Source organism: Paenibacillus sp. FSL L8-0502 (assembly GCF_038593055.1).
GTDB lineage: Bacteria > Bacillota > Bacilli > Paenibacillales > Paenibacillaceae > Paenibacillus > Paenibacillus polymyxa_D.
In genome coordinates, this window is the sequence record NZ_CP151958.1 from 782,216 (window position 1) to 808,856 (window position 26,641).

The 26,641-nt window shown below is 45.5% G+C and carries 27 protein-coding genes; 15 read left to right on the forward strand and 12 right to left on the reverse strand.

The features are described 5' to 3' along the window. Positions 1 to 27: 27 nt before the first annotated feature. From NSQ57_RS03445 to NSQ57_RS03455, 3 genes are read left to right on the forward strand one after another with little or no spacing between them, the layout of a single operon-like run. Complete coding sequence (locus NSQ57_RS03445) at positions 28 to 1,308, forward strand: extracellular solute-binding protein (RefSeq protein ID WP_342425630.1); 1,281 nt, start codon at positions 28 to 30, stop codon at positions 1,306 to 1,308. Between the two features lie 38 nt (positions 1,309 to 1,346). Continuing rightward, positions 1,347 to 2,231 (forward strand): sugar ABC transporter permease, encoded by an 885-nt coding sequence (locus NSQ57_RS03450; RefSeq protein ID WP_029515844.1) that lies wholly within the window; start codon positions 1,347 to 1,349, stop codon positions 2,229 to 2,231. Further along, the gene (locus tag NSQ57_RS03455) at positions 2,228 to 3,055 is read left to right on the forward strand and encodes a carbohydrate ABC transporter permease (RefSeq protein ID WP_029515843.1); all 828 of its coding nucleotides are present in this window, start codon (positions 2,228 to 2,230) and stop codon (positions 3,053 to 3,055) included. The genes NSQ57_RS03450 and NSQ57_RS03455 overlap by 4 nt, the downstream gene beginning before the upstream one ends. A gap of 112 nt (positions 3,056 to 3,167) precedes the next feature. Here NSQ57_RS03455 and NSQ57_RS03460 read toward each other — a convergent pair whose 3' ends face one another. Continuing rightward, positions 3,168 to 3,566, reverse strand: a complete 399-nt coding sequence (locus NSQ57_RS03460) for a hypothetical protein (protein WP_342425631.1) — start codon at positions 3,564 to 3,566, stop codon at positions 3,168 to 3,170. Positions 3,567 to 3,738: 172 nt separating this feature from the next. On the opposite strand from NSQ57_RS03460, the gene NSQ57_RS03465 reads away from it, so the two are divergent. Then, the gene (locus NSQ57_RS03465) at positions 3,739 to 4,785 is read left to right on the forward strand and encodes a hypothetical protein (RefSeq protein WP_342425632.1); all 1,047 of its coding nucleotides are present in this window, start codon (positions 3,739 to 3,741) and stop codon (positions 4,783 to 4,785) included. Positions 4,786 to 5,067: 282 nt separating this feature from the next. On the opposite strand, the gene NSQ57_RS03470 is transcribed toward NSQ57_RS03465, so the two are convergent. After that, positions 5,068 to 8,367, reverse strand: a complete 3,300-nt coding sequence (locus tag NSQ57_RS03470) for a DUF5695 domain-containing protein (RefSeq protein ID WP_342425633.1) — start codon at positions 8,365 to 8,367, stop codon at positions 5,068 to 5,070. 150 nt (positions 8,368 to 8,517) lie between these two features. On the opposite strand from NSQ57_RS03470, the gene NSQ57_RS03475 reads away from it, so the two are divergent. Continuing rightward, positions 8,518 to 9,156 carry a pentapeptide repeat-containing protein gene (locus tag NSQ57_RS03475; RefSeq protein ID WP_342425634.1) on the forward strand — a complete coding sequence of 213 codons (639 nt, stop codon included), beginning with the start codon at positions 8,518 to 8,520 and terminating at the stop codon, positions 9,154 to 9,156. Positions 9,157 to 9,203: 47 nt separating this feature from the next. On the opposite strand, the gene NSQ57_RS03480 is transcribed toward NSQ57_RS03475, so the two are convergent. The 3 genes from NSQ57_RS03480 to NSQ57_RS03490 form a co-directional block, all read right to left on the reverse strand. Further along, on the reverse strand, positions 9,204 to 10,832 hold the full coding sequence (locus NSQ57_RS03480; RefSeq protein WP_342425635.1) for a GMC family oxidoreductase: 1,629 nt from the start codon (positions 10,830 to 10,832) through the stop codon (positions 9,204 to 9,206). A 115-nt stretch (positions 10,833 to 10,947) separates the two neighbouring features. After that, positions 10,948 to 11,376 carry a DUF1259 domain-containing protein gene (locus NSQ57_RS03485; protein ID WP_039270545.1) on the reverse strand — a complete coding sequence of 143 codons (429 nt, stop codon included), beginning with the start codon at positions 11,374 to 11,376 and terminating at the stop codon, positions 10,948 to 10,950. A gap of 122 nt (positions 11,377 to 11,498) precedes the next feature. Then, positions 11,499 to 13,037, reverse strand: coding sequence for a PLP-dependent aminotransferase family protein (locus NSQ57_RS03490; RefSeq protein WP_342425636.1), 1,539 nt, complete (start codon positions 13,035 to 13,037; stop codon positions 11,499 to 11,501). A gap of 115 nt (positions 13,038 to 13,152) precedes the next feature. Here NSQ57_RS03490 and NSQ57_RS03495 point away from each other — a divergent pair, with 115 nt between their 5' ends. From NSQ57_RS03495 to NSQ57_RS03530, 8 genes are all read left to right on the forward strand, one after another. Beyond that, positions 13,153 to 13,764, forward strand: a complete 612-nt coding sequence (locus NSQ57_RS03495) for a pyridoxamine 5'-phosphate oxidase family protein (RefSeq protein WP_069010955.1) — start codon at positions 13,153 to 13,155, stop codon at positions 13,762 to 13,764. A 199-nt stretch (positions 13,765 to 13,963) separates the two neighbouring features. After that, positions 13,964 to 14,548, forward strand: a complete 585-nt coding sequence (locus NSQ57_RS03500; RefSeq protein ID WP_069010956.1) for a TetR/AcrR family transcriptional regulator — start codon at positions 13,964 to 13,966, stop codon at positions 14,546 to 14,548. Positions 14,549 to 14,662: 114 nt separating this feature from the next. Next, positions 14,663 to 14,764 (forward strand): hypothetical protein, encoded by a 102-nt coding sequence (locus NSQ57_RS03505; protein WP_014599460.1) that lies wholly within the window; start codon positions 14,663 to 14,665, stop codon positions 14,762 to 14,764. A 350-nt stretch (positions 14,765 to 15,114) separates the two neighbouring features. After that, complete coding sequence (locus tag NSQ57_RS03510; protein ID WP_069010957.1) at positions 15,115 to 15,570, forward strand: MerR family transcriptional regulator; 456 nt, start codon at positions 15,115 to 15,117, stop codon at positions 15,568 to 15,570. 40 nt (positions 15,571 to 15,610) lie between these two features. After that, complete coding sequence (locus NSQ57_RS03515) at positions 15,611 to 16,822, forward strand: MFS transporter (RefSeq protein ID WP_069010958.1); 1,212 nt, start codon at positions 15,611 to 15,613, stop codon at positions 16,820 to 16,822. Positions 16,823 to 16,849: 27 nt separating this feature from the next. Next, positions 16,850 to 17,278, forward strand: a complete 429-nt coding sequence (locus tag NSQ57_RS03520) for a universal stress protein (protein ID WP_069010959.1) — start codon at positions 16,850 to 16,852, stop codon at positions 17,276 to 17,278. 42 nt (positions 17,279 to 17,320) lie between these two features. Continuing rightward, on the forward strand, positions 17,321 to 18,739 hold the full coding sequence (locus NSQ57_RS03525) for an aldehyde dehydrogenase family protein (RefSeq protein ID WP_342425637.1): 1,419 nt from the start codon (positions 17,321 to 17,323) through the stop codon (positions 18,737 to 18,739). 554 nt (positions 18,740 to 19,293) lie between these two features. Beyond that, entirely contained in the window at positions 19,294 to 19,749 is a 456-nt protein-coding gene (locus NSQ57_RS03530; protein WP_342425638.1) for a DinB family protein, read from the forward strand. Between the two features lie 256 nt (positions 19,750 to 20,005). Here the strand turns inward: NSQ57_RS03530 and NSQ57_RS03535 are convergent, their stop codons facing one another. The 4 genes from NSQ57_RS03535 to NSQ57_RS03550 all read right to left on the reverse strand — a co-directional run bounded on the left by NSQ57_RS03535 (position 20,006) and on the right by NSQ57_RS03550 (position 22,678). Next, positions 20,006 to 20,800 (reverse strand): SDR family oxidoreductase, encoded by a 795-nt coding sequence (locus NSQ57_RS03535; RefSeq protein ID WP_165148345.1) that lies wholly within the window; start codon positions 20,798 to 20,800, stop codon positions 20,006 to 20,008. Between the two features lie 84 nt (positions 20,801 to 20,884). Then, a complete protein-coding gene (locus NSQ57_RS03540; protein ID WP_238437996.1) occupies positions 20,885 to 21,211 on the reverse strand; it encodes a DUF1330 domain-containing protein in 327 nt (108 codons plus the stop codon). A gap of 116 nt (positions 21,212 to 21,327) precedes the next feature. Continuing rightward, the gene (locus NSQ57_RS03545) at positions 21,328 to 21,678 is read right to left on the reverse strand and encodes a nuclear transport factor 2 family protein (protein WP_069012151.1); all 351 of its coding nucleotides are present in this window, start codon (positions 21,676 to 21,678) and stop codon (positions 21,328 to 21,330) included. Between the two features lie 88 nt (positions 21,679 to 21,766). Then, the gene (locus tag NSQ57_RS03550; protein WP_340931298.1) at positions 21,767 to 22,678 is read right to left on the reverse strand and encodes a YafY family protein; all 912 of its coding nucleotides are present in this window, start codon (positions 22,676 to 22,678) and stop codon (positions 21,767 to 21,769) included. A gap of 362 nt (positions 22,679 to 23,040) precedes the next feature. Here NSQ57_RS03550 and NSQ57_RS03555 point away from each other — a divergent pair, with 362 nt between their 5' ends. Beyond that, complete coding sequence (locus NSQ57_RS03555) at positions 23,041 to 23,607, forward strand: NAD(P)H-dependent oxidoreductase (RefSeq protein WP_340931299.1); 567 nt, start codon at positions 23,041 to 23,043, stop codon at positions 23,605 to 23,607. Positions 23,608 to 23,750: 143 nt separating this feature from the next. On the opposite strand, the gene NSQ57_RS03560 is transcribed toward NSQ57_RS03555, so the two are convergent. The 3 genes from NSQ57_RS03560 to NSQ57_RS03570 all read right to left on the reverse strand — a co-directional run bounded on the left by NSQ57_RS03560 (position 23,751) and on the right by NSQ57_RS03570 (position 25,614). Further along, the gene (locus NSQ57_RS03560) at positions 23,751 to 24,071 is read right to left on the reverse strand and encodes a hypothetical protein (RefSeq protein WP_340931300.1); all 321 of its coding nucleotides are present in this window, start codon (positions 24,069 to 24,071) and stop codon (positions 23,751 to 23,753) included. Positions 24,072 to 24,251: 180 nt separating this feature from the next. Then, entirely contained in the window at positions 24,252 to 24,764 is a 513-nt protein-coding gene (locus tag NSQ57_RS03565) for a hypothetical protein (protein WP_342425639.1), read from the reverse strand. Between the two features lie 385 nt (positions 24,765 to 25,149). Further along, positions 25,150 to 25,614 carry an AbrB/MazE/SpoVT family DNA-binding domain-containing protein gene (locus NSQ57_RS03570; RefSeq protein WP_029515828.1) on the reverse strand — a complete coding sequence of 155 codons (465 nt, stop codon included), beginning with the start codon at positions 25,612 to 25,614 and terminating at the stop codon, positions 25,150 to 25,152. A 572-nt stretch (positions 25,615 to 26,186) separates the two neighbouring features. Between NSQ57_RS03570 and NSQ57_RS03575 the strand changes: the two genes are divergently transcribed. Further along, positions 26,187 to 26,558 carry a MerR family transcriptional regulator gene (locus tag NSQ57_RS03575; RefSeq protein WP_029515827.1) on the forward strand — a complete coding sequence of 124 codons (372 nt, stop codon included), beginning with the start codon at positions 26,187 to 26,189 and terminating at the stop codon, positions 26,556 to 26,558. Positions 26,559 to 26,641: the final 83 nt, after the last annotated feature.

A 26,641-nucleotide genomic window follows, 5' to 3' on the forward strand; every position in this document is an offset into this window, starting at 1 on the left:
TTTTCAAAATAGGGGAGGTCATTTTTTATGAAAATGTGGAAAGGTGTATTGAGCACAATGCTGGTTGGCACGTTATTGGCCGGGTGTGGAGCGAATTCTTCAGGCAGTGACAGCAGCGGTTCCGGTGGAGACGGCAAAACGGTGAATCTCAAAATGTTTATTGCTCAGCCCCGTTTGAAGGAGCACTACGATAAATACATTAATGCGTTCGTAGCGAAAGAGAAGAAAGATAAAAATATCGACGTTACGGTTCAACTGGAGATGCCGCCTGCGGACAACGCTGCACAAATTTTGAAGACAAGACTCGCATCCAACGATGCGCCGGACGTATTTGCATTGCACGCGGTGAATGAAATCCCTCCGTTTTATAAAGCGGGCTATTTGGAGGATTTGTCCGGTCAGCCTTTTGTTAACAAATTGATGGATAGTGTGAAGCCTTCGGTAACAACCAAAGACGGAAAGGTCGTAGCGGTTCCTTTGGAGACGATCTCATGGGGCTACTTGTACAATAAAAAGATATTTAAGGATTTGGATTTGCAGCCGCCGGGAACGTTAACCGAAATGAAGGCAGTGGTCGAGAAGCTGAAAGCGAATAATGTGAAACCGTTCCTGTTGTCCTACAAGGAATCCTGGATTCCACAGCTGTTCGTGCCGCTGACAACGGGTGCGATGATGAACACACAGAATAAGGATTTTATCGACCGGATGAATCAGGATAAAGGCTCTTTTTCCGAAATGAAAAGCATGTTCGATATTATTGATCTGGTGAATAGTAACGGTACGGACAAGGCGCTGGAAATCGGTGGGGATGATGGATCGGCTGCGTTTGCCTCGGGTAAAGCGGCGATGTGGATTCAGGGACCGTGGTTTGCAGAAACGATTTTAAAATCGGATCCGAAGATGGATTTTGGGGTAGCACCGCTGCCGATCAATGACGATCCCAATGCGACACTGATTAATTTGTCCACTTCGACTTCGCTGGCTGTATCCTCTACAAGCAAGAATAAGGAGGTTGCGCTCGATTTTGTTAACTATGTGCTGGATGACAAGGATTCCAGTGCGTTCTATGAAGCATTGAAATTTAACCCGATCTCCAAAGTGCATACGTTTAAAAGCTATCCTTGGGTTAATGACGCTACCGAATACGTAAAAGCAGGCAAGTCGTACCAAGATCCATCGATCCCGCAAGCGGTCAAGGACGAGGCAGGCAAATCGCTACAATCCTATTATGCGGGTCAGCTCTCGCAGGATGATGTCATTAAGGCGCTGGATAAGGCATGGAAATCGTATAACAAAGTGAACAAGTAACGGTAACCTACAGAATTACACCAGGAGGGAGAGACTCCATGCCTTTTAAAATCTATAAAAAATACGTCATGCTACTGGCGTTTACAGCCCCGGCGCTGATCTTTTATGCCATCTTCCTGCTCATTCCAACGATCAGCGGCATGTACTACAGCTTTACAGACTGGAACGGATTGAATCCCAATTACAGCTTTATCGGCTTGGGGAACTTTGTGGAATCGTTGAAAGAAGACCCCGATTTTCTCAATTCCCTTTGGTTTACCCTTAAATACGTATTCGTCATGATTGTGCTGCAAAATGTACTGGCGCTGGCACTGGCAGTGTTGATTGAGTCGCGTACACGTACCAAAGGATTTTTCCGGACGATATTTTTTATGCCCAATATGATCAGTACCATTATTAGCGCATTTATGTGGACATTCGTTTTTTCCTCCGTGCTGCCACAGATCGCCGAAAAGACGGCTATCGCCTTTTTGGGCCAATCGTGGCTGGGCGATCCGAAAGTATCTTTCTTCGCTATTATTATCGTGTCGCTCTGGAATGGTGTCGGTTATATGATGATCATCTATCTGGCTGCGCTTCAAGGCGTGCCACAAAGCTTGAAGGAAGCTGCGATTATTGACGGGGCGAACGCATTTCAGACATTGCGAAGTGTGACGATGCCGATGATTACTCATGCGATTACGATCTGTTTCTTCCTGACGCTGAATGGTGCCTTCAAGGTGTATGAGGTCGTATACGGCTTGACTGGCGGGGGTCCGGGACGCAGTACACAGGTGATTACGATGAACATTTATGAGGAGGCGTTCTCCAACAACTTCCGTTATGGTTATGCGAGCGCCAAATCTGTTATTTTGTTCGCGATTGTTCTCATTTTCACCCTGATTCAGCTGCGTGTCATGAAGAAGAGGGAGGTGGAGGCATGAGGTTGAAGAAAGCCAATTCCTTGCTGATTACGCTGATTTTGTGCGTGGGCGCAGTCGTGTCCTTCTTCCCGATCTACATGGCGGTAATTAATTCGTTTAAAACACAGGGTGAGATGTTTGCATCCTTTACAGCGCTGCCGACAAAGCTTCATTTTGAAAATTACAGTCAGGCTTTTCATCAGACTCATTTGCTAAACAGCGCTCTGAATTCCACGATTATTTCTTTTATCGGCATTGGTGGCATTGTGATCTGTTCGGCGCTGGCAGGCTACAAGCTGTCTCGTACACAGGGGAAACTGAGCAGTGCGATTTTCTTCCTGTTTGTCGCGTCGATGCTGGTGCCGTTTCACTCCATTATGATACCGCTTACACGAATGGCAAAAGATTTGTCCGTTCAGGGTAGTACGTACGGTTTGGCCCTGATCTATATCGGCTTGGGTGTGAATATGGCGATCTTTTTGTATCATGGATTTGTCAAATCCATCCCGCGTGAGCTGGAAGAATCCGCGCAAATGGACGGTTGTAATGAGTTTCAGACGTTCTTTCGCATTATATTTCCTTTGCTGCTGCCGATTACAGTTACTATCGCGATTTTGGATTTTTTGTGGATTTGGAATGACTTTTTGCTTCCATTGTTGATGCTGACGGATGTGAACCATTACACCCTGATTCTCTCGACCAATATGCTGTTTGGAGAGTACAACAAGGAATGGTCACTTATCCTGGCCGCACTCGTGCTGACCTCCATCCCGGTTATCCTGATCTATGCATTCTTTCAGAAATTCATTATGGAAGGAATCGCGGAGGGAGCGGTTAAGGGATAAGGTGGAGATGTGGGTAGGCGGATCATACTTCCCATCATCCCCATGACATAAATACCAAAGCCTTCCTATAATTAAGGAAGGCTTTTGTTTTGGAACGACGCAGATCCAATTTTCACTTCGAGAAAATACTTATAATAAAAAACAAAAGCGAAATGATGATCAAAGTTAGATATATACTAGAAACCCGTTTTCCGATTGTAGCTCCAAACTCTTTAGGATTTTTATATCCAATGATTAAACTGGGAATGAAAAAAATACTGGATAGATAAATGGTGTAGTGAAACCTAGTATTATCGACAGGATTGGACCATGCGGGCAGTCCTAAAAAGGAAAGCAACTGGTCTCCCCATATGTACTCGCCAAATTCAAAGGAAACGGCCATGCCAAGAAGAGATAACAGCAGTGAAAGTGATCCCCAGCCTACTTTTTTTCTGTTTTTTCTCAACAATTCAAAGATAATTAGTAAAATTGCAATTGCTTGTATGCTGTATGTCAACGTGATTGAAAACATAAAGTACCTCCTTGAACATCAGAATCCAGTGATAAGATATCCATTTGGAAATAAGTATACCGTTTTATGGTATGTCTTCATATGCCTTTCAATACAGCGATCGTAAGGTCAAATGGAACGCGAAGCGGCCTTAGCCATACAATATTTCATCTGAATGTAAAAGGAGATGATTATGTTGGCTACCTTCTCGGCCGCGCTTCAAGTGAAAAAGCGGATGGCCAAGCGAGTCTTAAAAATGTCCGGTGTCCACGGCATTGGCGTAGGATACAGGGACCCTGCCCATCCCAAAAGGGGAGCCGCTGTCATTGTGTACACGGACCGTTTAGCGTCGGCCTCTACTGGACTCCTGTCGGCCACCGCATTAGGAAAGAAAACGAACGTTCCAGTCCGAATTGTAAAGACTGGAAAGATCAGAGCCAATGCTACGGACTACAAAGTGCGCATACGCCCGGTCATCGCCGGCTACAGTGTCGGGACGATTGAAGGCTCCGGTACAACCGGACTCATCGTTGCCCCAACTGGAGCGCCGGCTACACGTTATCTTTTTAGCAACAACCATGTCCTCAATCCCTCCAATACAGACAATCGGGAGGCTACAATTCAGCCAGGCGGAGCCGATGGGGGGACGGTTGCTCAGGATCGTATAGGACGGCTATATCGTTACGTACGCTTGAATCCCACCGGAACGAACCTGATTGATGGGGCGCTTTCGCTTCCGACCCGTAACAGCCTGCTCAATCCGCGTTATGCCACAGTAGGAGCGATTCCGGGTCATGTGACCGCTTATCGCATAGGGGATAGGTTGAAGAAGGTAGGGCGTACGACCGGGCGGGTCAATGGCACGGTAGAGTCCGTCTATACGGACCTTCAAATCAATTATGGTGGAGAGTTGGGCTTACTGACCTTCGAAGATCAGACGGTTATTAGAGGTACGACTCCTGTATCACTACCCGGGGATTCTGGCTCTGTATGGCTCAGACAGTCTGATAATTATGCAACTGCGGTTAATTATGCAGGCACGGCAGATGGTCGCTTATCCATAGCCTTTCCAGTGCAGTGGGCCATGCAGGTATTCAACACACGGGTAGCCCGCCCCAACGGGGCAGGCAGGGTGCTGAGGGTAGATACAGGATCTTCCCCTCGCTCCTATACTAGACAACTCACCAGTGAGGAACTCGCTCGCTTAAGACCAAGAACGACACGCATTAGACGGAGCTAAACGCCCTCCCGATGGAAAAATTGCCGCTGATCGTCCCGGTAAGGCGTCAATTTAAATGCTTTCCATAGGGCGGCTCACTTCGGAAGCATCACCTCCCCGGATTTCACCCCTGATTACAGAATTAATATAAGAAATCCGGGGCGGAGGTAATGAGAAGCACCAGCAGAAATAATTCACGATCCCAATCATTTACGATGCAAATGTTTCACGATACAAATCATTCATAATACAAATCATTCACAATCTAAAACGTTAACGGCATGAATGAATGCATAATGCATTCTAATCTGCCCCCTCAGCATATGCTTGGACTCCCACATCAGGGGCTGTAATGATGCTACTTGCCGAGGCCAAGCCCCGGATTTCCTGAGCGGTCAGGGCTCTGTTGTAAATGATCAGTTCATCTACTGCGCCGTTCAGATAGGGATCATCAAACTGGGATTTCCCAATATAGTTCCGGTTTGTCAGTCCAAGACTGGAAGGATTCAGCGTCATGTTCGTGTTACGCGTCGCCTCTACACCGTCCACATACATCATTCCAGTATTGCCTGACAAAGTCACGGCGACATGCTTCCAAACCCCTGTTGCCAGCTCCGGCGCATTCAACTGTTGTTCCTTTCCGTTCCCCGAGACGGTGATAGCAAAGCGCATACCAGTTCCCTCGGCCTTAGGTGTCAAAAACATATACCGATCCGTGCTTGCTCCAAAATCAAACAGGCGTGCCCAGCCGTTATGCGTGTTCACCCGTACCCACGCAGCAATCGTAAAGTCATTTAAGCTGCTAACGATACCGCCGGGCAGGCTGGCATAGGCGTCTGTACCGTTAAGGCGCAGAGCATTGCCATTCCGTCCCGCGCCCCACGAGCCTCCATTTACACTGGCCTGCTGTCCATAACCTGAAGAATCGGCTGCGGTAGATCCGGCTGTTTCGTTAAATTCATAACGGGCTACAATGTCTCCGACGGGAGACGGGTTGTCTGTACTCGACTGGACACGGATATCATAGTTGGCTGCCGTACCGATATTCATTCTGACCGTGGTCACAGAGCTGTTAGCAGCCGTGATTGATCCGGTTTTGGTGCCGTCTACGAGCACGTCATACGTACCTGCCGCGAGTCCGATCAAGCTCATAACGGTGGTATGAGTCGTGCCAGGGGGCATATTTATCAGCGTCAGGCGGATGTTGTTCTTGGACTTAGACACGATGGCTGAGCTATATTGGTCCCGATTCAGCTCCACACTCAGCTTCTGGGTGATCAGATGCAGACGTTGGAATACGCCGTCTTTTGGAGTAACCGTATAGCTGTTATTGCTTTCTGTAACGTCACAGCCATAACCGAACAAACCGAATATGGGATCGACAGCAACATCCGAGCTTAGAATTTTAATGGCTCCAAATAGCCCCAGATCGGCTTCCCCGGACATGCCACGCCATCCGTTAAAGAGAGGGCCGCCGTCCAGACCGAGTGCGCCATAATTGCCTTTGCCTGCCTGATATGTCCACGATACCGCCCCGATATTGGCAGGATCAGAGTTGATCTGTCCCGAGTTAATCGCCCCGATGTTCGCCAGCTTGGCGGCATAGGATAGGCGCTGGTCCACTTCGGGGTTGGACGAATAACGGCGTGTCCAGTCATCCATCGCATAGCCTGCCAGCGAGGTCGTGTACTGGAAGTTCCACCAATTTTCTCCGGTGATTGTGACCGGATCGGCGTAATAGTACCAGACAGGCATATGACCACGTGCAGCACGCGTTTTGGCGTTGATTTTGCTCATCATCGTCGTGTTGTTGTTCATTTTGGCGAGTGTATATACGGCTTCTTCGCCTGTATTGTCATAGTTATACTCAGAGCCATAGGGATAGGTGGTATTTTTGAAATTGTTGTACTTGGTAGCCATTTTGGCATTCAGGTCGTTAGCCTCGGTGGTCAAGCCTTCTTCCTGAAGCGCTTTAATGATATCAGGTGTAGTCAGCTCACCCATGAGTCCCGTGTTCCAGTTATAGGCAACAGGACCTTCATACAACGCTTTAAAAATACGATAAGCACGTAGCAAATATGTGTTTTTGCTATTTCGATAGCTGATCAGGTTGGGATACAGCTTGGCAAGTTTATACATGCTAAAAAACGTATTATAAATGTGCGGATAGGCATAGCCCCGGTACGTTGGTGTCGTATTAGGCTGCGGCATCAGGAAATCAGGAACCAGATAATCGGTATGATGGCCTTCCATCAAATTCGTCCAGATGGCCACTTCCAAATAATCATCGACTGCCTTGATCTCAGATGCCACGGGCTTCTGAACGTTTTTCTCCGCCAGAAACTGACCGTGAGTTAGCCCCCAATCGTCACCCCAGCCCCAGTAACCAGCAAAGCTGTTGCGTTTGGCCTTGTACTGCATCATCCAGTCATCAAAGACCTTATCCCTCAGGTCGCCCGGAACGTTCCATTGGGTGCTGTTGACCATGAAGGTAGAGTGACGCTGAAGTGCAGCTTCGATTGGCTCGATGGCATAGAACTGGAGAACGGTTTTTTCGCCGTTACCATAGTTAACCGTAATATTGTTATGTCCCAGTCGTCCCAGTGTAAGTTCATATATTTTATGGTTTGTAGGGGCTGTTTCCAGATAGCTGATGGTCGTTTCCGACGGATATTGCGCGGTGACAGAGGTAATGGATTTGCTGGTATGCAGATCGAATTTAGCCTTGAGATTGGTTGGGAAGATCACACCCGGAACCACGGTCACATCCACATGTCCCTCACTGTACAGCCTGTCCTTTACGGCCTGCTCGTCCGCTACCTTGTAAAATTTAAAAGCATACGTTTTGCTTTCACCAGGAGCCAGCGACAGACTGGTGCTTCCAAGATAGCCACGGTTGGTGCTCTTGATGACATTGGAGTGGATATAGAACACATTCAGTCCTTCAGACCACCCCCCTTGCTCCATAGCCCATGTGCTGCCGGGATGCTCCTCAGTTCTCCAATGGTCCTGATATTCGAGACCAGCCCCCGTTGAGGCATCAGGGATTAGTAGTACATACGGTCCGATGCCGCTAGGTCGTCCAGCGGTAATAAAGGAACTGTTATGGCCTACAAAGGAGTGTGAGAGTACTCTGGTTTCATAAATTTGTTCATTATTGCCACCCGACCAGTACTCGTTAAACGGAAGTGGCAGTCCCCAATCTCCGATCTCCAGCGTTTGATTAGAGCTGTTCGTTACTTTCATTTGCCAGTGCAAATAATCGTTAACCAACGAATAAGTTTCATGTAAAATGAAATTACGTATTCCCTGATGGTTTGATGAATTCTGATAGGCTACCTGGACACTGTTTCCAGAAGAGGTGATCTGGCGCGCATCAGCAGAATTGCTTGTCCATGCCCGAGTCCACGCTCCGTTACCGAGACGATAGGTGAACATGAGTTCACCCAGCCATTGATGATCCGACGTATTCTGTTTAGGTGCGTTGGAGCTGTTCATAACATAGTTGGTATTAAAAGTGTCTCCTACCAGGCGCAAGGAAGAGAGATCCCCGTTATCTCCGACAGAGATGGAGAACACTTGATTAGATAGCTGTACTGCCATGTTATCAACCTCCTAACAAAGGTTCGTGAGCGTGCTCACTACGTTAATATATGTGTGAGAAATACTTTTGCTACCTTTGTATGAGAATTGATAGAAAATAGATTCATATAGATATCCTAGAGGGCTCTCAATCGTGGAGGTAGAGATATAATGAAAAATAAAATGGAGTTGCCAAAGATTCCTGCGGATTTACCCGTATTAAATGAAGAAATACGCTCCATACGATCCAAAGACGAACTCAGTATAGGGTCTGTAGAGGATATCATTTTGGACAATATGGAAGCGGTTAAGGTTTCATTAGAGAAGATGACTTTTAAAAATGTAACGATCATGGAATCGTCATTGCCGGAAAGTGAATGGACAGACGTTATTTTTGATAAATGCGATCTATCGAATGTTACTTTTTCAGGTTCCTTTATTCATCGGGTAGAGTTCAGAAACTGCAAATTGCTCGGAACGGATTTTTCGAGAAGCAGGTTCCAAAACGTTCGTTTTTCGGATTGTTTAGGGGATTATTCGATGTTCCGTTTTGCTAATTTCAAGCAAGTTGGTTTTGAGGATTGTTCTTTGATAAGTGCAGATCTGTATCATTTAACACTACAAAAAACCTCTTTTGCCCATTGCAATCTGGATCAAGCCACCCTGTCGGGGTCCAAGCTCAAGGGAATTGATCTCAGTGATTGCGAATTTGATGGATTACAAGTAGAGATAGAAGACTTGAATGGCTGCATCATCTCACCGCATCAGGCTTCATCCTTTGTGGGCCTTTTGGGGCTAGTAATTAAATAAGGGGATATATTCGAGTCATCCGCCGCAAATGACGAACGAGTCTCAGGCTACTCTTCATATTCTTCATATCGTTGCCGTCTTAACTTTCGAGCGCGTATATTTTTATCCAGCAGCTTTAATTGTCGTGCTATGGTATATCCTATCAGGTATGCAGCAGCGGATGTGTTGCCATCGACCGTGAAGGGGATGATGGAAGCATCGGCAACGATTAAATTTTTGACTCCATGCACGTTACCTCTGCGATCCACGACGCCTCCTCTATTTAATGGGGCCATGCGAAGAGAGCCTTGCTGGTGATGATTATGGCCAAAATTTTGCTTGATAAACTCCTCCAGGTTAGAGTCGTTGTCAATAACGTCAAGCGTAGGAGAAACGAGCTGATATGATGGATCAATGGCCGTCAGCTCTGCCGCTATGTTTTTGACATAATTTTTATATATGTTTTTCACCGCTTCCATGTCCTCGGGATTCGAGAGAAAGCCTTCATCTGCAAGCACGATTTTCAGAGGGTCGTTGTTTTGCAGTTTGATCGATCCCCGGCTTGCAGGGCGTAAGTAAATCAAACCTAAGGTAAGCATGCCTTCCGAACCTATACCTAGCATTTGAACCGCCCGACGATGGTCCTCCGTTCCATTGGGATCAGGCAAGAAGGCTCCACCCGTATATAGAGCACTTGGATCATTAGAAGGCAGTGCGCGATCCTTGGGATTGGTTGAGAAGGAGGCAAAGTTCAGAGTATGGTTACGCAGGCGTTTGCCTACATTGGGATTATTAAATACTACATGAATCCCTTTGTCTTTAAGCGATTTTTCAGGTCCGATTCCGGATAGCATTAATAACTGGGCGCTGTTAATGCCTGCTGAGACGATAACCTTCTTCCGCGCATAAGCTCGTGTACATATTCCTTCACGGAGGAATTCCACTCCTACAGCGCGCTTGTTAGTAAAAAGAACGCGCAAAGTTGTTGATTTAAAGAAAACCCTCAACTTCCGGCCGTTTACGCCCTGTCCGGAAGAAGTCATGATGCCTGGCGAGAGAAAAGCGGTTGAAGAGTTTTCCCTTCGACCATTTGGGTTCTGGAACAACTGCCACCGGGTAAAGGGGCCAAGGGGAGTTTTAGGATCGTTATAATCGAGGATTTCCGAAAAACCTGTAGCACGTTCAATGGCCAAGGTTAGTTTCTGCGCCATAGAAGTAGGGTTAACAGGGGCTTGCCTAATATCAATCCGTCCGCTAAATCCGTGAACCCTCGGGTTATTCGTTGCTCCGTTATAGTTCTCTAGTTTTTTGAATCGGCGAATAGCTCTCCTAGGTGACCATAACGGACCTAAAAGTTTTTCCCATTCTCTAAACACAGCCGAAGTAGGTCGTACATACTGCTCGCCGTTAATTGAAGAACCACCGCCTAGCAGCCGTCCTGTGGTCCATTCGAATGACCGATCGTCTACTCCATTTTGTGGAATGCCTTCCCCTTGCCAAAAGTATTCGGGGAAAAATTGTTCCTCCAGCTCCAGGGCAAAGGTAGAGTCCCTTATTGGTTTGTCTTTATCGTTATTTTCCCCTGCTTCCAGCCCAAGAACCGATGTTTGCTTATCATCCGTAAGGGTTTTCGCTATTACAGCACCTGCAGGACCTGTTCCTACGACAATATAATCAAAGATTAATTTGTTTTTCATAAAGCTCTCCTTTTAGATAAATGGGCTAATGTAGAATATTAATCTGTTTTGTCCTATGTTCCGCCCATAACAAAAAAAGACCCGCCAAAGCGGATCTCTTGCATTTATTGATAGCTTATTTTTTTTTAATAACCGGCCGTACAGGCTTCGTTGTCAAGACATTAAGCGCGTCACGTACTTCTGTGGCGAAAACAAGCGGTTTTTCTACTTTTTCAAAGTGGATGTACCAGAGATTGGGGTTATCAAATAGCCAGTGATTGTGCAGTGCCGTCACTTTGATATCGTGTTTACGAAGTCGAGAAATAAACGGATTAATTTCTGCGGTCAAAATCACGGTTTCACCAAGACATAATCCTTTTCCGTTACGGCCAATACTTTCGAAAGAAAAAGCTTGGGGTATGGCAAGAAAGGATCTGGCCCTTTTCCCTAAAATGATCGGCTTGATGTTATTTCTGACTGTAGATGCAGTACAAACTCCGTTGATGATTTGAGGTGTTGCTTTTAATATAGCTGCAAACTGTCTACAAAGCGGACTAATTGCCATTTCTCTCACTCCAATTCTTTTAAGTTACTAGCATCATATGAAAAAGTAAGAGAGTGGGAAGGGCAATTCTTCTTTATCGTTAGTCTAATTTGCTATATACAAAGCGCGAATGGAGTACCTTTTTAAAGCCTCAGCTTTGCTCCGTGATACTCATGTTTGATACTGTCCCATGCCTGGCGCAGGCGCTTAACACCTTCGATAATTTGCTGCTCCGTTAAGTGAGCAAAGATAAAGCAAGCTGATGGAGGTCCCGGTGTCAGTTGGTAATCAGCGGCATCACGCCATGTGACTCCGTAAAATCGTGCTGTCTGCATCAAATGATGATACTGGGCAGAATCATGCTTCCAGATGGCATAGGCATGTAGTCCGCAATTGTTCTGATGCCAGTGAAACAGTTCATTCAACTGCTGTATTTCCCGCTGGAACACGTCGTAGTGAGACCTGTATATGCGAGTCATCCGACGCACATGGCGAACGTAGTCGCCGCGCATCATAAAACGTGCCAGTGCGCGCTGTTCCAAGCGGGCAGGCGGCAGGGGATCGTATAGTCGTTTGGCAGCTGTCAGCGCTTGGGCTAATTCAACGGGCAGGATTGCAAACCCGAGCCGAAGGCTGCTGAACATGCTTTTGGAAAAGGAACCGACATAGATGACACATTCTGCGCAATCCAGTGCTTTTAACGGTTCAATGGGTCGTCCTGCCCAGCGGAATTCACTGTCATAATCGTCCTCAATGATCCACGCTCCCTTGGATGCTGCCCATTGCAAAATATGTTGACGTCGTGTTAATGGCAAAACTGCCCCGGTTGGAAACTGTCGTCCAGGTGTAACAAACAGCAATTTGGAATCCCAATCCTGTGGGACAATTCCGTGTTGATCCATTTCGGCAGCGAGTATCTGTCCGCCTGAGGCAGTAACTGCACGGTAGATGCCGGAAAAACAAGGATTCTCCAATACAATTCGATCTTGTTCATGAATAAGCAACTGACTTAATAACGTGATTACTTCCATGGAACCACTGCATAATACGACTTGATCCGGGCTGGCCGTAATTCCGCGTGTTCTGCCAACATGATGGCAAATCGCTTCACGTAGCCATTCATCACCGCTCACTGGCGCAGTAGTTTCGTCAGCCGAGGGCTTTTGCAGATCTTTTCCAGCGGCAGTCAGTGCGCTTTTCCATGCGATCTGTGAATTGCCCTCCAATACAACTTCTCCTGCCTGAAAAGAAATCAAAGGCTGTTGTGCACGGTCTCTATCTGTAGCAGAAACAGGAGACGACTGTAAGTTTCGTTCCCTTTCGATCTGCATGATTCGTTGTCCCCATGCTGACAGCGTAGGGGATTTTTGCTTGGAAACGGGTGGATTCTGATTCTGCAGGCCGATTTGAGATGGGTTTGGTAGCACTGCTGTCTGTTGCATAACAAAGGTTCCTCTGCCTACTGCCGAGTCTACATATCCTTCTGCCAGCAGCATATCGTATGCTTCTTTAACACTCCCTCGCGAAATTCCATACATCACAGCCAGATCACGAGTGGAAGGCAGACGCGTACCACTGGCAAGGGAACCATTGAGGATTCCCTCACGAAGAGCATGATACAATGCCAAATATTTTAAATGATATTTATGAAGCGCGCGCTGATATGCAATCGTAATATCCATACTCTTCTCCTTCGATTGGGCCACTCACTTTCGTTCATATTGGGTCTTTTTATGAATCCATTTTCAACATAATCTGAAATGTATCATTGGTCAATAGATGGAGGGAGAGTTCTCTATGAGAAGGAAAGAATTTGCGGTGGCAGAACTAGAGGAAATAGAGCAGTTTCTAAGCGAGGTCAGTTTCGGATTTTTAGGCATGAACAGCGAGGATGGTTTTCCGCGTGTGGTTCCCTTGAATTTCGCTTATGGAAATGGCGTTTTTTATATTCATGGCAGCCGTGCTGGAGAAAAGATGGAACAGATGAAAGAGGATAATCGGGTTACTTTTTCAGCCGCCAAAGAATATGCGCTCATTCCATCTTATTTTACGGATGAACATATGGCATGTCCGGCGACTTCATTTTTTAAAAGCATTACCGTTCGTGGTCATGCGGAGCATGTAGTGGATTTGGAAGAAAAAGCATCGGCCTTTTCCATTTTTATGAGTAAGCTGCAACCGGAAGGCGGGTATGACACGATTGATGCTAGCGATTCTCGGTATGCCTCACGTTTGAAAGGGGTCGCTCTGATCAAAATTGTACCGGAGGATTGGACCGCCAAGTTTAAATTCGGTCAAAATGTCAAAGATCAGGAACGTCAGCAAATTATCGACGGCTTGCAACAACGGGGGCTGGATGATGATCTGACGACGATTGAGATGATGCGCAAATATTGTCCTCATCACTGAGCGTAATAAATCCTGCTCGCTCACCGTCAGATTGGTTAATTATACCTTGTAGGGAGATGCCCTTGATTTTCCAAAACTTTCAGTCCTTCTGTATTAGGACTTTTGAAGGACAGGTATATATCATCCTCAAGCCCGTTGTTCTTACTGCAAAGGAACTTTATAATACGATAGATTTGTGGCGTAAGGGGGCAAGACCGTGATGGGAGCAGGAGTCAGAAGTCGGGAGAGTCGACGGTTGTTACTGGAAGCAGGGGCTGAAGAGTTCGCTCAGACGGGGTTTTATCAGACAAAGGTAAGTTCGATCGCGGCACGCGCAGGATTGACGCAGCCGGATTTTTATATTCATTTTGAAAGCAAGGAACAGATGTATGATGAGCTTGTGGAGAGCTTTCGTACTTTGGTGAATGAAACGGTTCAAAGCATGAAGATAGGTCCGGATCAAAGCGAAGCTGAAATTTTGCAACGGGGACAAGTGTTTCTGGAGGCTATTTTTCGCGTGTTGTCTAACAATCCGGCGATCACCCGTGTCGGATTTTACCAGGCGGCAGACTCGGTGCGCATTAAGGCGGAAATGGCCGAGCATATCAAAAAGCATCTGCTGGCTGCGCAACGATGGGGCTCGTGCCGTGAGGAACTGGACCCTGAACTGATAGCAGAATGCGTGATCGGCTTGATTGAACGGCTGACGTTAACGAAATTGCTACCTGGACGTGAAAGTCCGTCTGTGCTTGCCAAGCAGGCACGAAACCTCCTGTATCACGGCATGCTCGGGTCCGAAGAATAACAGGACTATACAATACCAAACCTAGATTTGGGCGGCAGGCGCGGCATTTGTCCCTATCATGAATGATGGCATAAGCATAAGATGCTCTTGTAAACCATGAAGGGAGGAATCACCATGTCTGGAGTAGGCGCTGGTTATGGAGCTTTTACATCTACAGGAGCGATTCTGGTACTTTTCATTCTGCTCGTTATTATTTCCAAAGCATTCGTCATCTAATTCGTAGCTCATGAATCTGATTTCGGGCGATTTGTTGTAATCGACAGAGGGAGGAGGAACTTAAGATGGGTGAAGTAGAAAGAGGTTGCGGTGGTGGCGGCTACAACATGTTTACTTCCACTGGTGTTATTCTGGTACTCTTCATTTTGCTGGTTATCATCACACGTACCATTTTCATCTAAAGCTATATTCATGGGCTTGAGCGCCGATGCTTCGGGTCTATGACCGTGCTAGTCAAAACAGGAACCGTCTCCAATAGAGGCGGTTTCTTTTTATATCAAAGTTTACGTTGACGTTAACGTTATATAGGCGTAGTATTTATATATAATCTTTTTCATAAGGTGGGTGTCATGGTTACGTATAAAATTGATGAGGTCGCCAAGCAAAGTGGTCTGACGAAGCGAACTATTCGTTATTATGAGGAGATCGGATTATTGCCCTCCCCGCAACGCAGTGAAGGAAATATGCGCCTGTATACGCAGGAGGATGTGGATTTACTAAAAAAAATAGTGAGTGCCAAGGAAGTACTTGGATTCTCCTTGCAAGAGCTTCAGCGTTACATGTCCGCAGCGGAAATGCTCAAGGGTCAGCGGGAGGAATATCGCGAGCGAACGGAGCATTTGCAACCGAACGAGCGACGGGCCATGTTGGAGGATATGGAAGGTACACTGAACGAACAGTTGGAATTAATGGAGGGAAAAATCAACAGCATCCGTTTGCTCCAGACTGAGTTGGAGGAGTTGCGGGTCAGGGTTCGTGAACGCAAAACCCTTTTGGATGAGGAACTTGATCACAACCCATCATAACAAGAACATTTACATTCAGATGTGGAGGTAACATCATAATATGAGTTCACAACATGCATTACCTGAAGAGCTAAAAGAACGCTCAGGCTTGCTGTCTCAACCTAAAGCGGTATGGGCGGTCGCCTTTGCTTGTGTTATTTCATTTATGGGCCTGGGATTGGTCGATCCGATTCTTCCGGCCATTGCCGATCAGCTTCATGCTACGAAAAGCCAAGTGTCATTGCTGTTCACCAGCTATAACCTGGTAACAGGCGTTGCGATGCTGATTACGGGCGTCGTATCTAGTCGATTGGGTGTCAAATGGACGTTACTAACCGGGATTTTGTTTATTATTGTGTTTGCTGGACTTGGCGGCACGGCCAATACAGTTGGCGGAATTGTGGGCTACCGGGCAGGCTGGGGCTTGGGGAACGCTTTGTTTATCGCAACAGCGTTATCTGCGATTGTAGGTCTGTCTACTTCTGGAACAGCTAAAGCAATTATTTTGTATGAAGCGGCCTTGGGCCTCGGGATTTCAGTGGGTCCGCTGCTGGGCGGTGAGTTAGGCTCCATTTCCTGGCGTGGTCCGTTTTTCGGTGTAGCCGGACTAATGGTCGTGGGATTTTTGTTCATTACGTTTATGCTGCCTTCGATTCCAAAGCCCAAAAAACGCGGTTCCATTGCCGATCCGTTCAAAGCGCTTAGTTATCCAGCTTTACTCACGCTCGGTATTGTAGCGTTGTTATATAACTTTGGATTTTTTACGTTGATGGCGTATTCTCCATATGTAATGCATCTGGACGAGCATGGTTTGGGTTATGTATTTTTTGGCTGGGGAATTATGCTAGCCTTTACCTCGGTGTTTGTAGCACCAAAGATTCAAGCACGCTTGAGCGTGGTATCTTCCATTAGTATCATGCTGACGCTATTTGCCATTGATTTAGGTGTTATGGCGATTGGGACGGTAGCTGGCTCGCCAACGACTGTCATTGTCGCCGTCATTGTAGCTGGTATTTTTCTGGGGATTAACAATACATTGATTACAACTGCTGTTATGCAGGCTGCTCCAGTGGAGCGCTCGACAGCATCTGCGGCCTACAGCTTCATGCGTTTTTTGGGTGGGGCCATTTCGCCGTGGCTTGCAGGGAAGCTGTCAGAGTGGTACTCAGCAGAAACCCCGTTTTATTTTGGAGCATTGATGGTACTGATTGGTGTAGCTGTGCTGATCGTACGTCGTCGACATATGCAGGATATTCAGGTGGATGCACACTAATATCGAACTTCTGAGGAGGAAAAGAGTATGAACGAATACAAACATATTCTGGTCGCGATTGATGGTTCGGAACACGCGATGAAGGCGTTGGAGACAGCCAAAACGTTGTCTAAACAGCTTCAGGGGAATCCGCATCTGACTGTATTGCATGTAAACCCAGCTCTATCCATGAATGAGCCCCCGATTGGGGTGGATGTGGATGAACGGATCGAAGAGGAGGGGCGTCATATCTTAGAACCTGCATCCGACTATTTAAAGAACGCGGACATCCCTTGCCGTATGCTAGCGGGTCATGGTAATCCAGCGAGTATCATTTGTGAAATTGCAGATCAGGAAAAGGTGGATCTGATCATTATGGGAACACGGGGAAAAGGACTTGTTTCTGAAATGATACTGGGCAGCGTGAGCCATCATGTGATTCAGCATGCACCTTGTCCGGTGCTGACGGTAAAATAGATGGTAAAAGAGACGTTAATATAGAGAAAAGGAGGAAAAAGCATGCAGCAGCATTTATTTATTGGAGGAGAATGGAAGGTAGCTTCAACGTACACGACGTTGAAATCACCGTATTCCGGGGAAATCATTGCTGAGGTGGCAGAGGCCACGCCAGAAGATGTCAAGGCTGCTATTCAGGCGGCCTCTGATGCACGCTCGGAGATGCGAGCCATGCCAGCGCACCAGCGGTCAGCCATTTTGGAGAAACTGGCTGACCTGCTGGAAGAGCGGCGTGAGGATGCAGCGCGCCTCATTGCACGCGAAGCGTCAAAACCATGGAAAGCTGCGCTGGCGGAGGTTGATCGGACGGTGCAAACCTACAAGTTCGCAGCTGAAGAAGCCAAACGGATTCACGGGGAAACCATTCCGCTGGATGCCGCACCGGGCGGCGAGGGCCGTATGGCCTACACGCTCAAAGAACCTGTCGGAGTAGTAGGAGCTATTACACCATTTAACTTCCCGATGAATCTGGTCGCTCATAAAGTGGGTCCCGCGCTGGCAGCAGGCAATACAGTCGTATTAAAGCCTGCGGAGCAGACGCCGTTGTCGGCTTACCTAATCGCGGAGCTGCTGGAGCAGGCTGGATTGCCTGCGGGCGCTCTTAACGTGATCAGCGGCGATGGTAAAACCAATGGCGACGTACTTGTCACTGATCCGCGCGTCAGCTATATCACTTTTACCGGTAGCCCGGCGGTCGGTACAGAAATTCGCTCCAAGGCTGGCTTGAAGCGGGTCACGCTGGAGCTGGGTTCCAACGCGGCCGTTATTATCGACCGTGATACGGATGTGGAAGCGGTCATCGACCGTTGTGTGAGTGGAGCCTTTGCCAATCAAGGGCAGGTGTGCATATCAGTTCAACGTATTTACGTTGTCGATGAACTGTATGATACCTTTGTATTCCGATTTATAGAAGCAACTCAACGTTTAAAAATGGGAGATCCGCTAGAGCCGGACACGGATGTATCCGCGCTTATTTCAGCCAAGGACGTCGAACGTGGCCGTGAGTGGCTGGAAGAAGCCGTTCAAGCAGGTGCGAGAATCGCTCTGGGTGGCCAAGTCAAGGGAGGTATTTTGGAGCCGACGGTTTTGCTTAATGTGGACCCGACTTCCAAGGTATCCTGTCGTGAAGTGTTTGCCCCGCTTGTGCTGATTCATTCTGTTAGCTCTATAGATGAAGCCGTAAACCATGTGAATGATTCGATCTATGGCCTGCAGGCGGGAATTTACACACGTAATATCACGACTGCGCTGGATGCAGCAGACAAGCTTGAGGTTGGCGGCGTGGTGATCAATGACATTCCAAGCTTCCGTGTCGACCATATGCCGTATGGTGGTGTGAAGCAAAGTGGCACCGGACGGGAAGGCGTAAAGTATGCCATGGAAGAAATGCTGGAAACAAAGCTGATCGTTATTAAACGGTAGTAGTTATATAAAAGCCTATCTGATGGACATAGATAATACGTTTTGCGTATGTCTGTTCATTAGATAGGCTTTTTTGGCACCTTCTACGTGATTGTCAGATGAAAATAAAGTGTTTTCTTAGTGCTAGATTAAGATAAGGCTCTTTTAAATCACTACTGCTACCCGCGTATGTTCTTTAATTAATATTTAAAAATGGAATATAATGAAGGATGGTCGTAGCCCCAAAAAGACAATAACAAAATAGACCTAGCCAAATGATTTTTTAAAAAAGGCAGTGCCTGAGAAGGGTTATGAAATTAAAGTATCAAAGATCTTTCAAGGCTAAACGTAAAATGAGGATGGTGCAGCAACCAGAGTAGGCTTAATCTCCCATGAGTTCTTCCCAAAAGGGAGCGACAAGCCACTAAACCCTTTGAAATTGCACGTTTCTCCTTGGAAGTTTACAGCAACAAGGAATTCACCCCAAAAAAGATTGTTTTAGTTCATTCAAATGATTAAACTAACGGTTAACAGTAGGTTCAAGTAATCGATGAGATGAAGAGGGGGAAACCGAAATGAAGACGATCAAGTGCATGATGGACCACCTGTACTGGGCGGACGGACGCATCTTGGACGCGCTCGAGGAGAGTGAGACGAAGAACAAGGACCTTCTGAAGCTGGTTCGGCACGTCGCGGTCGCGGAACGAGTCTGGCTGTCCCGATTGCCGGACAAGGGCAGCGCGCAATATTCGTTGTGGGAGGAAGCTGAAGACCTGTCGGCGATCCGGACGATGTTCGAAGAAAACGCCGAACAATATCGTGTCTATATCGAAGGGCTCGAGGAATCCGAGTTGGATGAGATGATCGACTATGCGAACCAGAGCGGGGTTCCGTTCCGAACGTCCGTCCGGGACAGCCTGTTGCAGGTCCTCTTACATGGACAATATCACCGGGGACAGATCAACCGGGCACTTCGGATCGAATCGGCAGAGCCTGCCCAAGTCGATTACATCACGTTCGCGAGGCTCTGAAAAGTTCCGCAATGAGAAGGAATGGAAACGCAGTAAAACCGAAATATCCTACTGCACAAGAAATGGCAAAGGTAACTCAGGATGAACTTAGGCAAACTCTAATTGCGATTGGAGCAAAATCGGCTGCTACAAAGCCTCCACGGTTTTAGCAGAGCTGTTTAGGATCAAAGAGAGCCCACACCCTTATAAATTGGAAAATTAATTTGCTTCCAAATACGGTTATGGGCTTATTGATAAAGCGTATTTAGCTTGAGTTTTAGACCGTTGGTACTGTTCCGCCGTCAATATTATATTCACTTCCTGTAATAGAAGCGGCCCGGTCAGATACCAGAAAAGCAACAAGCTCAGCGACTTCTTCTGGTAGTCCTGGACGACCAATTGGAATTCCTCCCAACGAGTCCATCAGTTGCTTTAATGCACTTTCTCGGTCACCTGTCGTCTCAGCAATCCGATCAATCAAACTTTGTGCTGCCTTCGTTTCGATAAAGCCTGGCGCAACTGTATTAATACGAATGCCTTGAGGCGAAAACTGCTTGGCTAACCCTTTGCTGTAAGTAGTTAAAGCTGCTTTGGCTGCAGCATAAGCCAATGTTGCATCATATAGGGGCAAGCGACGTTGAATGGATGAAATATGAATAATAACACCGGCTTCCTTTTCAACCATAGCCGGCAGCAGTCCACGGTCTAAACGGACAGCAGCAAACAGATTGGCGTTAAAAGTTTGCTGCCAATGCTCGTCTGTCAAGATAAGGGCTCCCCCGGATGGGGCTGACGAGCCTCCAACATTGTTGACAAGAATATCTACACCGCCTAGGCGCTCAAGAACGCTGGTTACCACTTTATCTACACCTTCAGGCGTACTAATATCGGCTGGAATAAATAGATCCGGATTTTCTAAATTAACTGGAGTAGTTCGAGCCGTAGTAATTACAGTAGCACCTGCAGCCGTAAGTCTCTTAGCAATAGCCTCTCCCATTCCTTTGGTACCGCCTGTGACCAAGGCCTTTTTACCTTTAAACTCACTTACAATGTTTTCTAATTGAAAACTCATGCGAATAATTCCTCCTGATTTTCACAATGTGGTTGAGAACTACCTCTATGTATCTTCACTCCGAGTTCACTTGTTTTGCGAACCTTACACACTATCGACAATGATACCTCGGTACCGCCCTCCGCGCAGTCGATGCTTTAGGGCTTTTTGATAGGCTGGACTAAAGTACCAAGCTTGTGCTTCCTCAAAAGTGGGGAATTCCAGGATGGCCAACCCTTCAATATCGGGTCCTTCGAGGACCAGGTATGCGCCATACATTGCTAGGGGTTTGACGGAATGTCCCGCCAAACCTGCCGGTGCCAACTGAGAATAGAGTTGGAGTTCAGTTTGATCGGTACTCTGTTCACGTATAAAAACAACATAAGCGGACATATACGGTTTTCCCTTTCTTGTTTTTTCAGGATTTTGCAAAATTCGATTCCAGTCGCTCCGAAGTGCAAGATATAGACGAACTAAACCATCTCGATCTATATCTTGTTCATTGGAAGTCGCTTATGGGATTTTTACAAAATCCTCTTTTAATTACTTTATGGGAGTGTAATAATCAGTTCTTTAATTTTATTGTTGTTTACTAGAAATTGATGTTTAAGTAGGAGTGGGTCGGGAAGATTCGATTTATCAAAGTCTCCGTCTACTTTCGCAGTTACGACGACGGTATTATTTGTGTCATCCATATCCATGATCTCGAAGGTGACATTCGGCTCCAATATTTCTGCTTCACACCATGATTTTATGGCTTCCATACCTTTGATTTCGCGATGATTATCCAAGATCAACGCATCTTTATCGAAAGCGGAAGTAAATGTTTCAAGCCGGGATTTGTTCGCTGATGTAAAGTAAGTTTCTACTGCTGGTGGCATGGGTCTATGTGGATTCATTGATTCTTCAACCTCCTATGGTGAGTATGTTGTGAGCGATAACTTCAAACTCATCATAGCAGTGATAATATGACTACATGGTGTCATATTATAGAGGATCATTTAAATTTCTTTTCATCGTTTCTAAATGAGACAATATTCTTGTACGTACTTGTTCGGGGCTAACCTTTATAAGGAGGGGACCAAAGGACAGCAGATAACTGTCCAGCCAATTGCCTACGGGAAATTGTGCCGTGACGGTATAAGAGCCGTCTTCCTTCTGAGTAATTGTTTTCTCGGCAAATTCATCGTATACGCGGTAAGCACCTTGAGCAGAAATGTGAAGAGTTACTTCAATGGTATCAAGCAAATTGTTCATTTTTGTATCTGTAGATGCTACGACCGTTCTTGGCTCATAACTAATTTCGGAAACTGTAATCTCTTTCATTCGGCTAATCTTAAATACACGATGACTTTCGGTATTTAAACAGTAACCTTCCACATACCAGGATTTATCTTTAAACAATAGCTTGGCAGGTTCGACGCTACGATAACTCTGTTCCCCGGCGACGTTATAATAGCGGAACTTTATAACATGGTTTGTAATTATTGCGTTGCGAATGAGTGTAAATAGCTGTCTTTGACTGTTTTGGCTTCCCCATGGCGAAAAATCTACCTCGATCCAGTTACCCATGTCTTTTTTAAAAAGCCTACTCAATTTGTTCAGCACTTCTTCTACCTGTGGGATGGTAGCGGTGGCCACACTCTGAAGGGCCATTAAGATATCATCTTGTTCCTGCTCGGACAGTAAAGAGGTGTTAAAGACATAACCCTCCATCAATGATATTCCGCCACCCTTGCCTCTACTGCTGTAGATGGGAATCCCAGCTGCGCTTAAGACATCTATGTCCCGATAAATGGTTCGTGTGGAAACCTCAAAATGTTCTGCCAATTCATCAGCAGTCACTTTTTTCTTATGGAGTAACATATAAATAATTTCAAAATGTCTGCTCAGTGGCATACGCTTCACCTCTCTAGGAGCATACACCTAATAACATGGCATTATAAAGTCATATTAAGTGATTGTTTGACACCACACCCTAATGGACATCAACTGGGGGACCAATCTTTTATATAAAGTTGAACAAAAAGCACTTGCAAAGTAAAAAGGAATAAACTATATTGAGACCAATCATTAGTGATTTATCAATCACTAACTAAATTAACAAGCAATGGAGGTGCTATTCATGAGCAGGATACCGCTCAAGGTTACTCAAACGTATCTTTATCGGAACTATGGATTGAGCATATTCAGTTAGTTGAAGGTGTACAAAATTTAGTAATTGATCAATCACTTACTTTGAAGTAAATGGAGGAAAACCAATGAAACATCTTATTATTTACGCACATCCATCTGAGGGAAGTTTTAATCATGCGATTTTGACAACAGCAGTCGAGGGGCTAAAGCAAAAAGGACATGATGTGGTTGTTCGTGATCTATATGCAATCAATTTTCAACCTGTGGTTAGCAGTAGCGAGGTCATTGGAGACATTGGAGAAGATGTTGTACGGGAGCAGGAGTATTTGCAATGGGCAGAGGTAATCACCTTTATTTATCCTATTTGGTGGACGGGGATGCCAGCTATTATGAAGGGATATATTGACCGCGTATTCTCCTACGGATTTGCTTATAAATATGTAAATGGAGTGCAGATGGGACTGCTCAAGGGAAAGAAGGCTATTATTCTCAATACGCAGGGAAAATCACGTGCGGAATATGCCAGCATTGGTATGGATCAAGCACTTCGCTTGACGTCCGACAAAGGCATATTTGAATATTGTGGACTTGATGTCATGTATCATCTATTTTTTGAGTCGGTACCCCAATCTGATGAAGATACGCGTAAAGAGTGGCTTAACCAGATTGCAGACATGGCTAGCAGATCCTAATATTTATGTTCAGAGCCAGTGGCTAACCCAAAAGGCAACGCGTGCATTTGCAGGCGACGCCTTTTGGTTGGTCCAACATTGAATGTGTTCCAATCGACAACTCGCTTATGACAAGTGGCAATTGCTACAATAAGGGTTGAATATTAGTTTTTCCGATTGGCGCTACGAGATCCACTGGAAGGCCACTGTGATCCACTACCTTGACCATGTTGAGGCCACCACTGTGGTCCGCCGCTCTGACCGCCGCCTTGACCATGAGGATGCCAATGCGATCCACCGCCTTGGCTCCCACCCTGACCACCGCTTTGTCCTGGAACAGAAGGCATGCTTGGATAAGGGCCTTGAGCCTGACTGATTTGAGTAACATCAATATAAGACTGTGTGCCATTAGGATATAGCACTAACATAGATTTGTTAGCGGGATCTACGCTTTTTACAAAAGCAACGATCTGTTGACCGTTCACAGTAAATATTCCCCATAAATTAACAAAATTGCTCACTTCAGTAGTGGTCGCGAAATGTGGTTGTTACGGCCCCATCGAACGATGAGAAGAATGTTTTGACAAGGCATCATATGTGCAAACGTACTCGTTGGAATGGGCAATGTTGCTACAAATCGAGATAATGCATCTTAGAGAATTTAGTTAATCAATTGAAACAATTTGCCATGCGCCATCTTTATCTTTTTCAAAGTAGAAGGTATATCGTATATCGGGTGAATATCCTTCTTCATTATTCAGCCGTTCCCCTACAACGGGTATCAATGTCCGATTATTTTCTTTTATAGCTCCAGCAATACCAGTAAACTTCACCGGATGATCGAAGAGGTAATCGTGACCTGTTCCAACGTCTGGACCGAGCGTAGCATGGAATTGTTCCAAATCTTTTGACACGAAGGCAGCTATTACTGCTTTGAGTTTTGTTATCATGGCATCTTCAATTAGAGGATCTTTAACATCATTCCATTTGATCTCGTCTAAGCTTTGCAGGGCGGCTGGTTGATCTGTTCCTTCTTTGACTACCGTTTCTGAGGTTGTTGGTACTGTTTCATTGGTAGATGTATCTGTTGTTTCCTGCTTTCCACAACCAGCAAACACACTTACACTTACACTTACGGAAAGTATAAGAATAGAAAAAATTTGAGCAGGTTTGTTCATATTAGGTTCACACATCCTTTCTCTATCTATAAAACGAATACTATTTTTTTATGAGGAGAAGATGTAATGAAATGACGAAAAACTGACGAAAAGAAAAAGTATAGGATGTTTTACTACAGAAAAATGAATAAATAAATGAAATGACCTTCTCTAATTAAAGAAGGCCATTTTTTAATTCAGGAACCAATATTAAATGTAGCACTGCCTTTTGCTATAGGCGTTCTCGCTTGTAAGTCATTCAGTGGGTCTTTATACCTGGTTTGGAATTTTCGCATGGACGTTTTTGCATTTTGTCGGTTAGCTATGATGCTGCGTATCACGGTTCAAAAGTAGCTGTACATGATGAAATCACTGGTGTATATCTATGTAGGGTATCAAGCTGTGGTTATAGCATTTTTTTGAGCTGGGATATACGGGCTTGGGAAACCTCAAGTATTTTGGCATATTCGTGCTGTGCTGCATTGGGGTGCTTTTGCATTAATTCTTTTAGACTTTCGATCATCTGTTGTGTCGATCGCCGCAGACGTTTGGACTCTTTATTAGATCGTTGTGAGTTGGATAAAGCTGATTTGGCTGGTCTTAGGACTGGGCTGAAATTTACCCCCTTCTTTAAACTCTCAATACATTCCCCGCAAATAAAGCTGTCTCTAAAATAAGTTAATTGTTCTGTTGAACCACACATTTTACACGTCACCCCAGTATATTTTCGAAAGGCGAGAATACCAGTTTCCTCATCTGCAAAAATCTCAACAGGATCACCCACATTATAATCCATGGAAATTCGCATTTCTTTGGGAATAACGATACGGCCTAACGCATCTAGGGGACGTGTCATACCTGTACTTTTCAAATGATAACCTCCTTTTTTATATCCTTATAATACTAAATAGTTATGATAAAAAAGAATAGGCTTAGAGAAGCAATCGCATATATTTAGTAAACTGTTGAAAAGTATACAAGTAATTACCAATATGTGTTTATTTATTGAGGGGTGTGTGAGGGTAATTATAAAGAATTACCGATATATATTCATAAATAATATTCTAGTTGGCAATAAAATTTTTAGTAATACCGGATAAGGAGCAAGCTGTGGTGGCAATCGATTCCCATGCTGTATGAGGTGGCGTTTGGTGTGTAGAATTGGATGCAATATAAGGCGGTGCGGGTATGAACTCGATTAGCACGTGAAGGTCTTCAGACCGACCAGATTGTGGACGATATTATCAGCCATGTTGACGATTTTGGTTATGAGGCACAAATGCCCACGTTCTATTTTCTGTCCGGACTGACGGGCAATAAGAAGGTTGCCTCGCTGCTGTAAGGTAGTAGGAATCTTAATTTTGCACTCTTTACTATGAAAACTTATACTTATCGTTAAAGCTGACTTGAAGAGAAAATATAAGAATGAGGAGGGGAATAACCATGTACTCCATTAAAGAAGTTCAAATCAAGAGCGGATTGCCCGCATCTACCCTTCGTTATTATGAAAAAGAAGGCATATTACCTGATGTCGGTCGGGATGAAGGGGGAAGAAGGGTATATACCGAAAAACAAATCGATTGGATCAGGTTCCTTATGGCTATGAAAGATACAGGGATGACCATTGAAGAAATTAAGGCATACCTTGAGCTAAATGTAAAAGGAGAAGCCACAATCCAAGAGAGAAGAGATTTCCTTGTAGCCCACAAAAAGAAGGTGGAGGAACATGTGGCACAAACGCAGCACAATTTGGAGAAAATTATTCAAAAGATAGCTTTTTATGATCGTGTGGTTATGGGAAAAAGCCTCTCTTAGGTATCGTTTGATCTGTAAATAGTGGTTAAGTCAAATCGAATATATGGAGCCCCCAGCATATTTGAAAATGCTCGTTGGTGGGC

What these genes read in the sequence shown, in the direction of transcription:
- NSQ57_RS03445 (WP_342425630.1), top strand. Translation starts at nt 28, where the DNA reads ATGAAAATGTGGAAAGGTGTATTGAGCACAATGCTGGTTGGCACGTTA.
- NSQ57_RS03450 (WP_029515844.1), top strand. Translation starts at nt 1,347, where the DNA reads ATGCCTTTTAAAATCTATAAAAAATACGTCATGCTACTGGCGTTTACA.
- NSQ57_RS03455 (WP_029515843.1), top strand. Translation starts at nt 2,228, where the DNA reads ATGAGGTTGAAGAAAGCCAATTCCTTGCTGATTACGCTGATTTTGTGC.
- NSQ57_RS03460 (WP_342425631.1), bottom strand. Translation starts at nt 3,566, where the DNA reads ATGTTTTCAATCACGTTGACATACAGCATACAAGCAATTGCAATTTTA.
- NSQ57_RS03465 (WP_342425632.1), top strand. Translation starts at nt 3,739, where the DNA reads ATGTTGGCTACCTTCTCGGCCGCGCTTCAAGTGAAAAAGCGGATGGCC.
- NSQ57_RS03470 (WP_342425633.1), bottom strand. Translation starts at nt 8,367, where the DNA reads ATGGCAGTACAGCTATCTAATCAAGTGTTCTCCATCTCTGTCGGAGAT.
- NSQ57_RS03475 (WP_342425634.1), top strand. Translation starts at nt 8,518, where the DNA reads ATGAAAAATAAAATGGAGTTGCCAAAGATTCCTGCGGATTTACCCGTA.
- NSQ57_RS03480 (WP_342425635.1), bottom strand. Translation starts at nt 10,832, where the DNA reads ATGAAAAACAAATTAATCTTTGATTATATTGTCGTAGGAACAGGTCCT.
- NSQ57_RS03485 (WP_039270545.1), bottom strand. Translation starts at nt 11,376, where the DNA reads ATGGCAATTAGTCCGCTTTGTAGACAGTTTGCAGCTATATTAAAAGCA.
- NSQ57_RS03490 (WP_342425636.1), bottom strand. Translation starts at nt 13,037, where the DNA reads ATGGATATTACGATTGCATATCAGCGCGCGCTTCATAAATATCATTTA.
- NSQ57_RS03495 (WP_069010955.1), top strand. Translation starts at nt 13,153, where the DNA reads ATGAGAAGGAAAGAATTTGCGGTGGCAGAACTAGAGGAAATAGAGCAG.
- NSQ57_RS03500 (WP_069010956.1), top strand. Translation starts at nt 13,964, where the DNA reads ATGGGAGCAGGAGTCAGAAGTCGGGAGAGTCGACGGTTGTTACTGGAA.
- NSQ57_RS03505 (WP_014599460.1), top strand. Translation starts at nt 14,663, where the DNA reads ATGTCTGGAGTAGGCGCTGGTTATGGAGCTTTTACATCTACAGGAGCG.
- NSQ57_RS03510 (WP_069010957.1), top strand. Translation starts at nt 15,115, where the DNA reads ATGGTTACGTATAAAATTGATGAGGTCGCCAAGCAAAGTGGTCTGACG.
- NSQ57_RS03515 (WP_069010958.1), top strand. Translation starts at nt 15,611, where the DNA reads ATGAGTTCACAACATGCATTACCTGAAGAGCTAAAAGAACGCTCAGGC.
- NSQ57_RS03520 (WP_069010959.1), top strand. Translation starts at nt 16,850, where the DNA reads ATGAACGAATACAAACATATTCTGGTCGCGATTGATGGTTCGGAACAC.
- NSQ57_RS03525 (WP_342425637.1), top strand. Translation starts at nt 17,321, where the DNA reads ATGCAGCAGCATTTATTTATTGGAGGAGAATGGAAGGTAGCTTCAACG.
- NSQ57_RS03530 (WP_342425638.1), top strand. Translation starts at nt 19,294, where the DNA reads ATGAAGACGATCAAGTGCATGATGGACCACCTGTACTGGGCGGACGGA.
- NSQ57_RS03535 (WP_165148345.1), bottom strand. Translation starts at nt 20,800, where the DNA reads ATGAGTTTTCAATTAGAAAACATTGTAAGTGAGTTTAAAGGTAAAAAG.
- NSQ57_RS03545 (WP_069012151.1), bottom strand. Translation starts at nt 21,678, where the DNA reads ATGAATCCACATAGACCCATGCCACCAGCAGTAGAAACTTACTTTACA.
- NSQ57_RS03550 (WP_340931298.1), bottom strand. Translation starts at nt 22,678, where the DNA reads ATGCCACTGAGCAGACATTTTGAAATTATTTATATGTTACTCCATAAG.
- NSQ57_RS03555 (WP_340931299.1), top strand. Translation starts at nt 23,041, where the DNA reads ATGAAACATCTTATTATTTACGCACATCCATCTGAGGGAAGTTTTAAT.
- NSQ57_RS03565 (WP_342425639.1), bottom strand. Translation starts at nt 24,764, where the DNA reads ATGAACAAACCTGCTCAAATTTTTTCTATTCTTATACTTTCCGTAAGT.
- NSQ57_RS03575 (WP_029515827.1), top strand. Translation starts at nt 26,187, where the DNA reads ATGTACTCCATTAAAGAAGTTCAAATCAAGAGCGGATTGCCCGCATCT.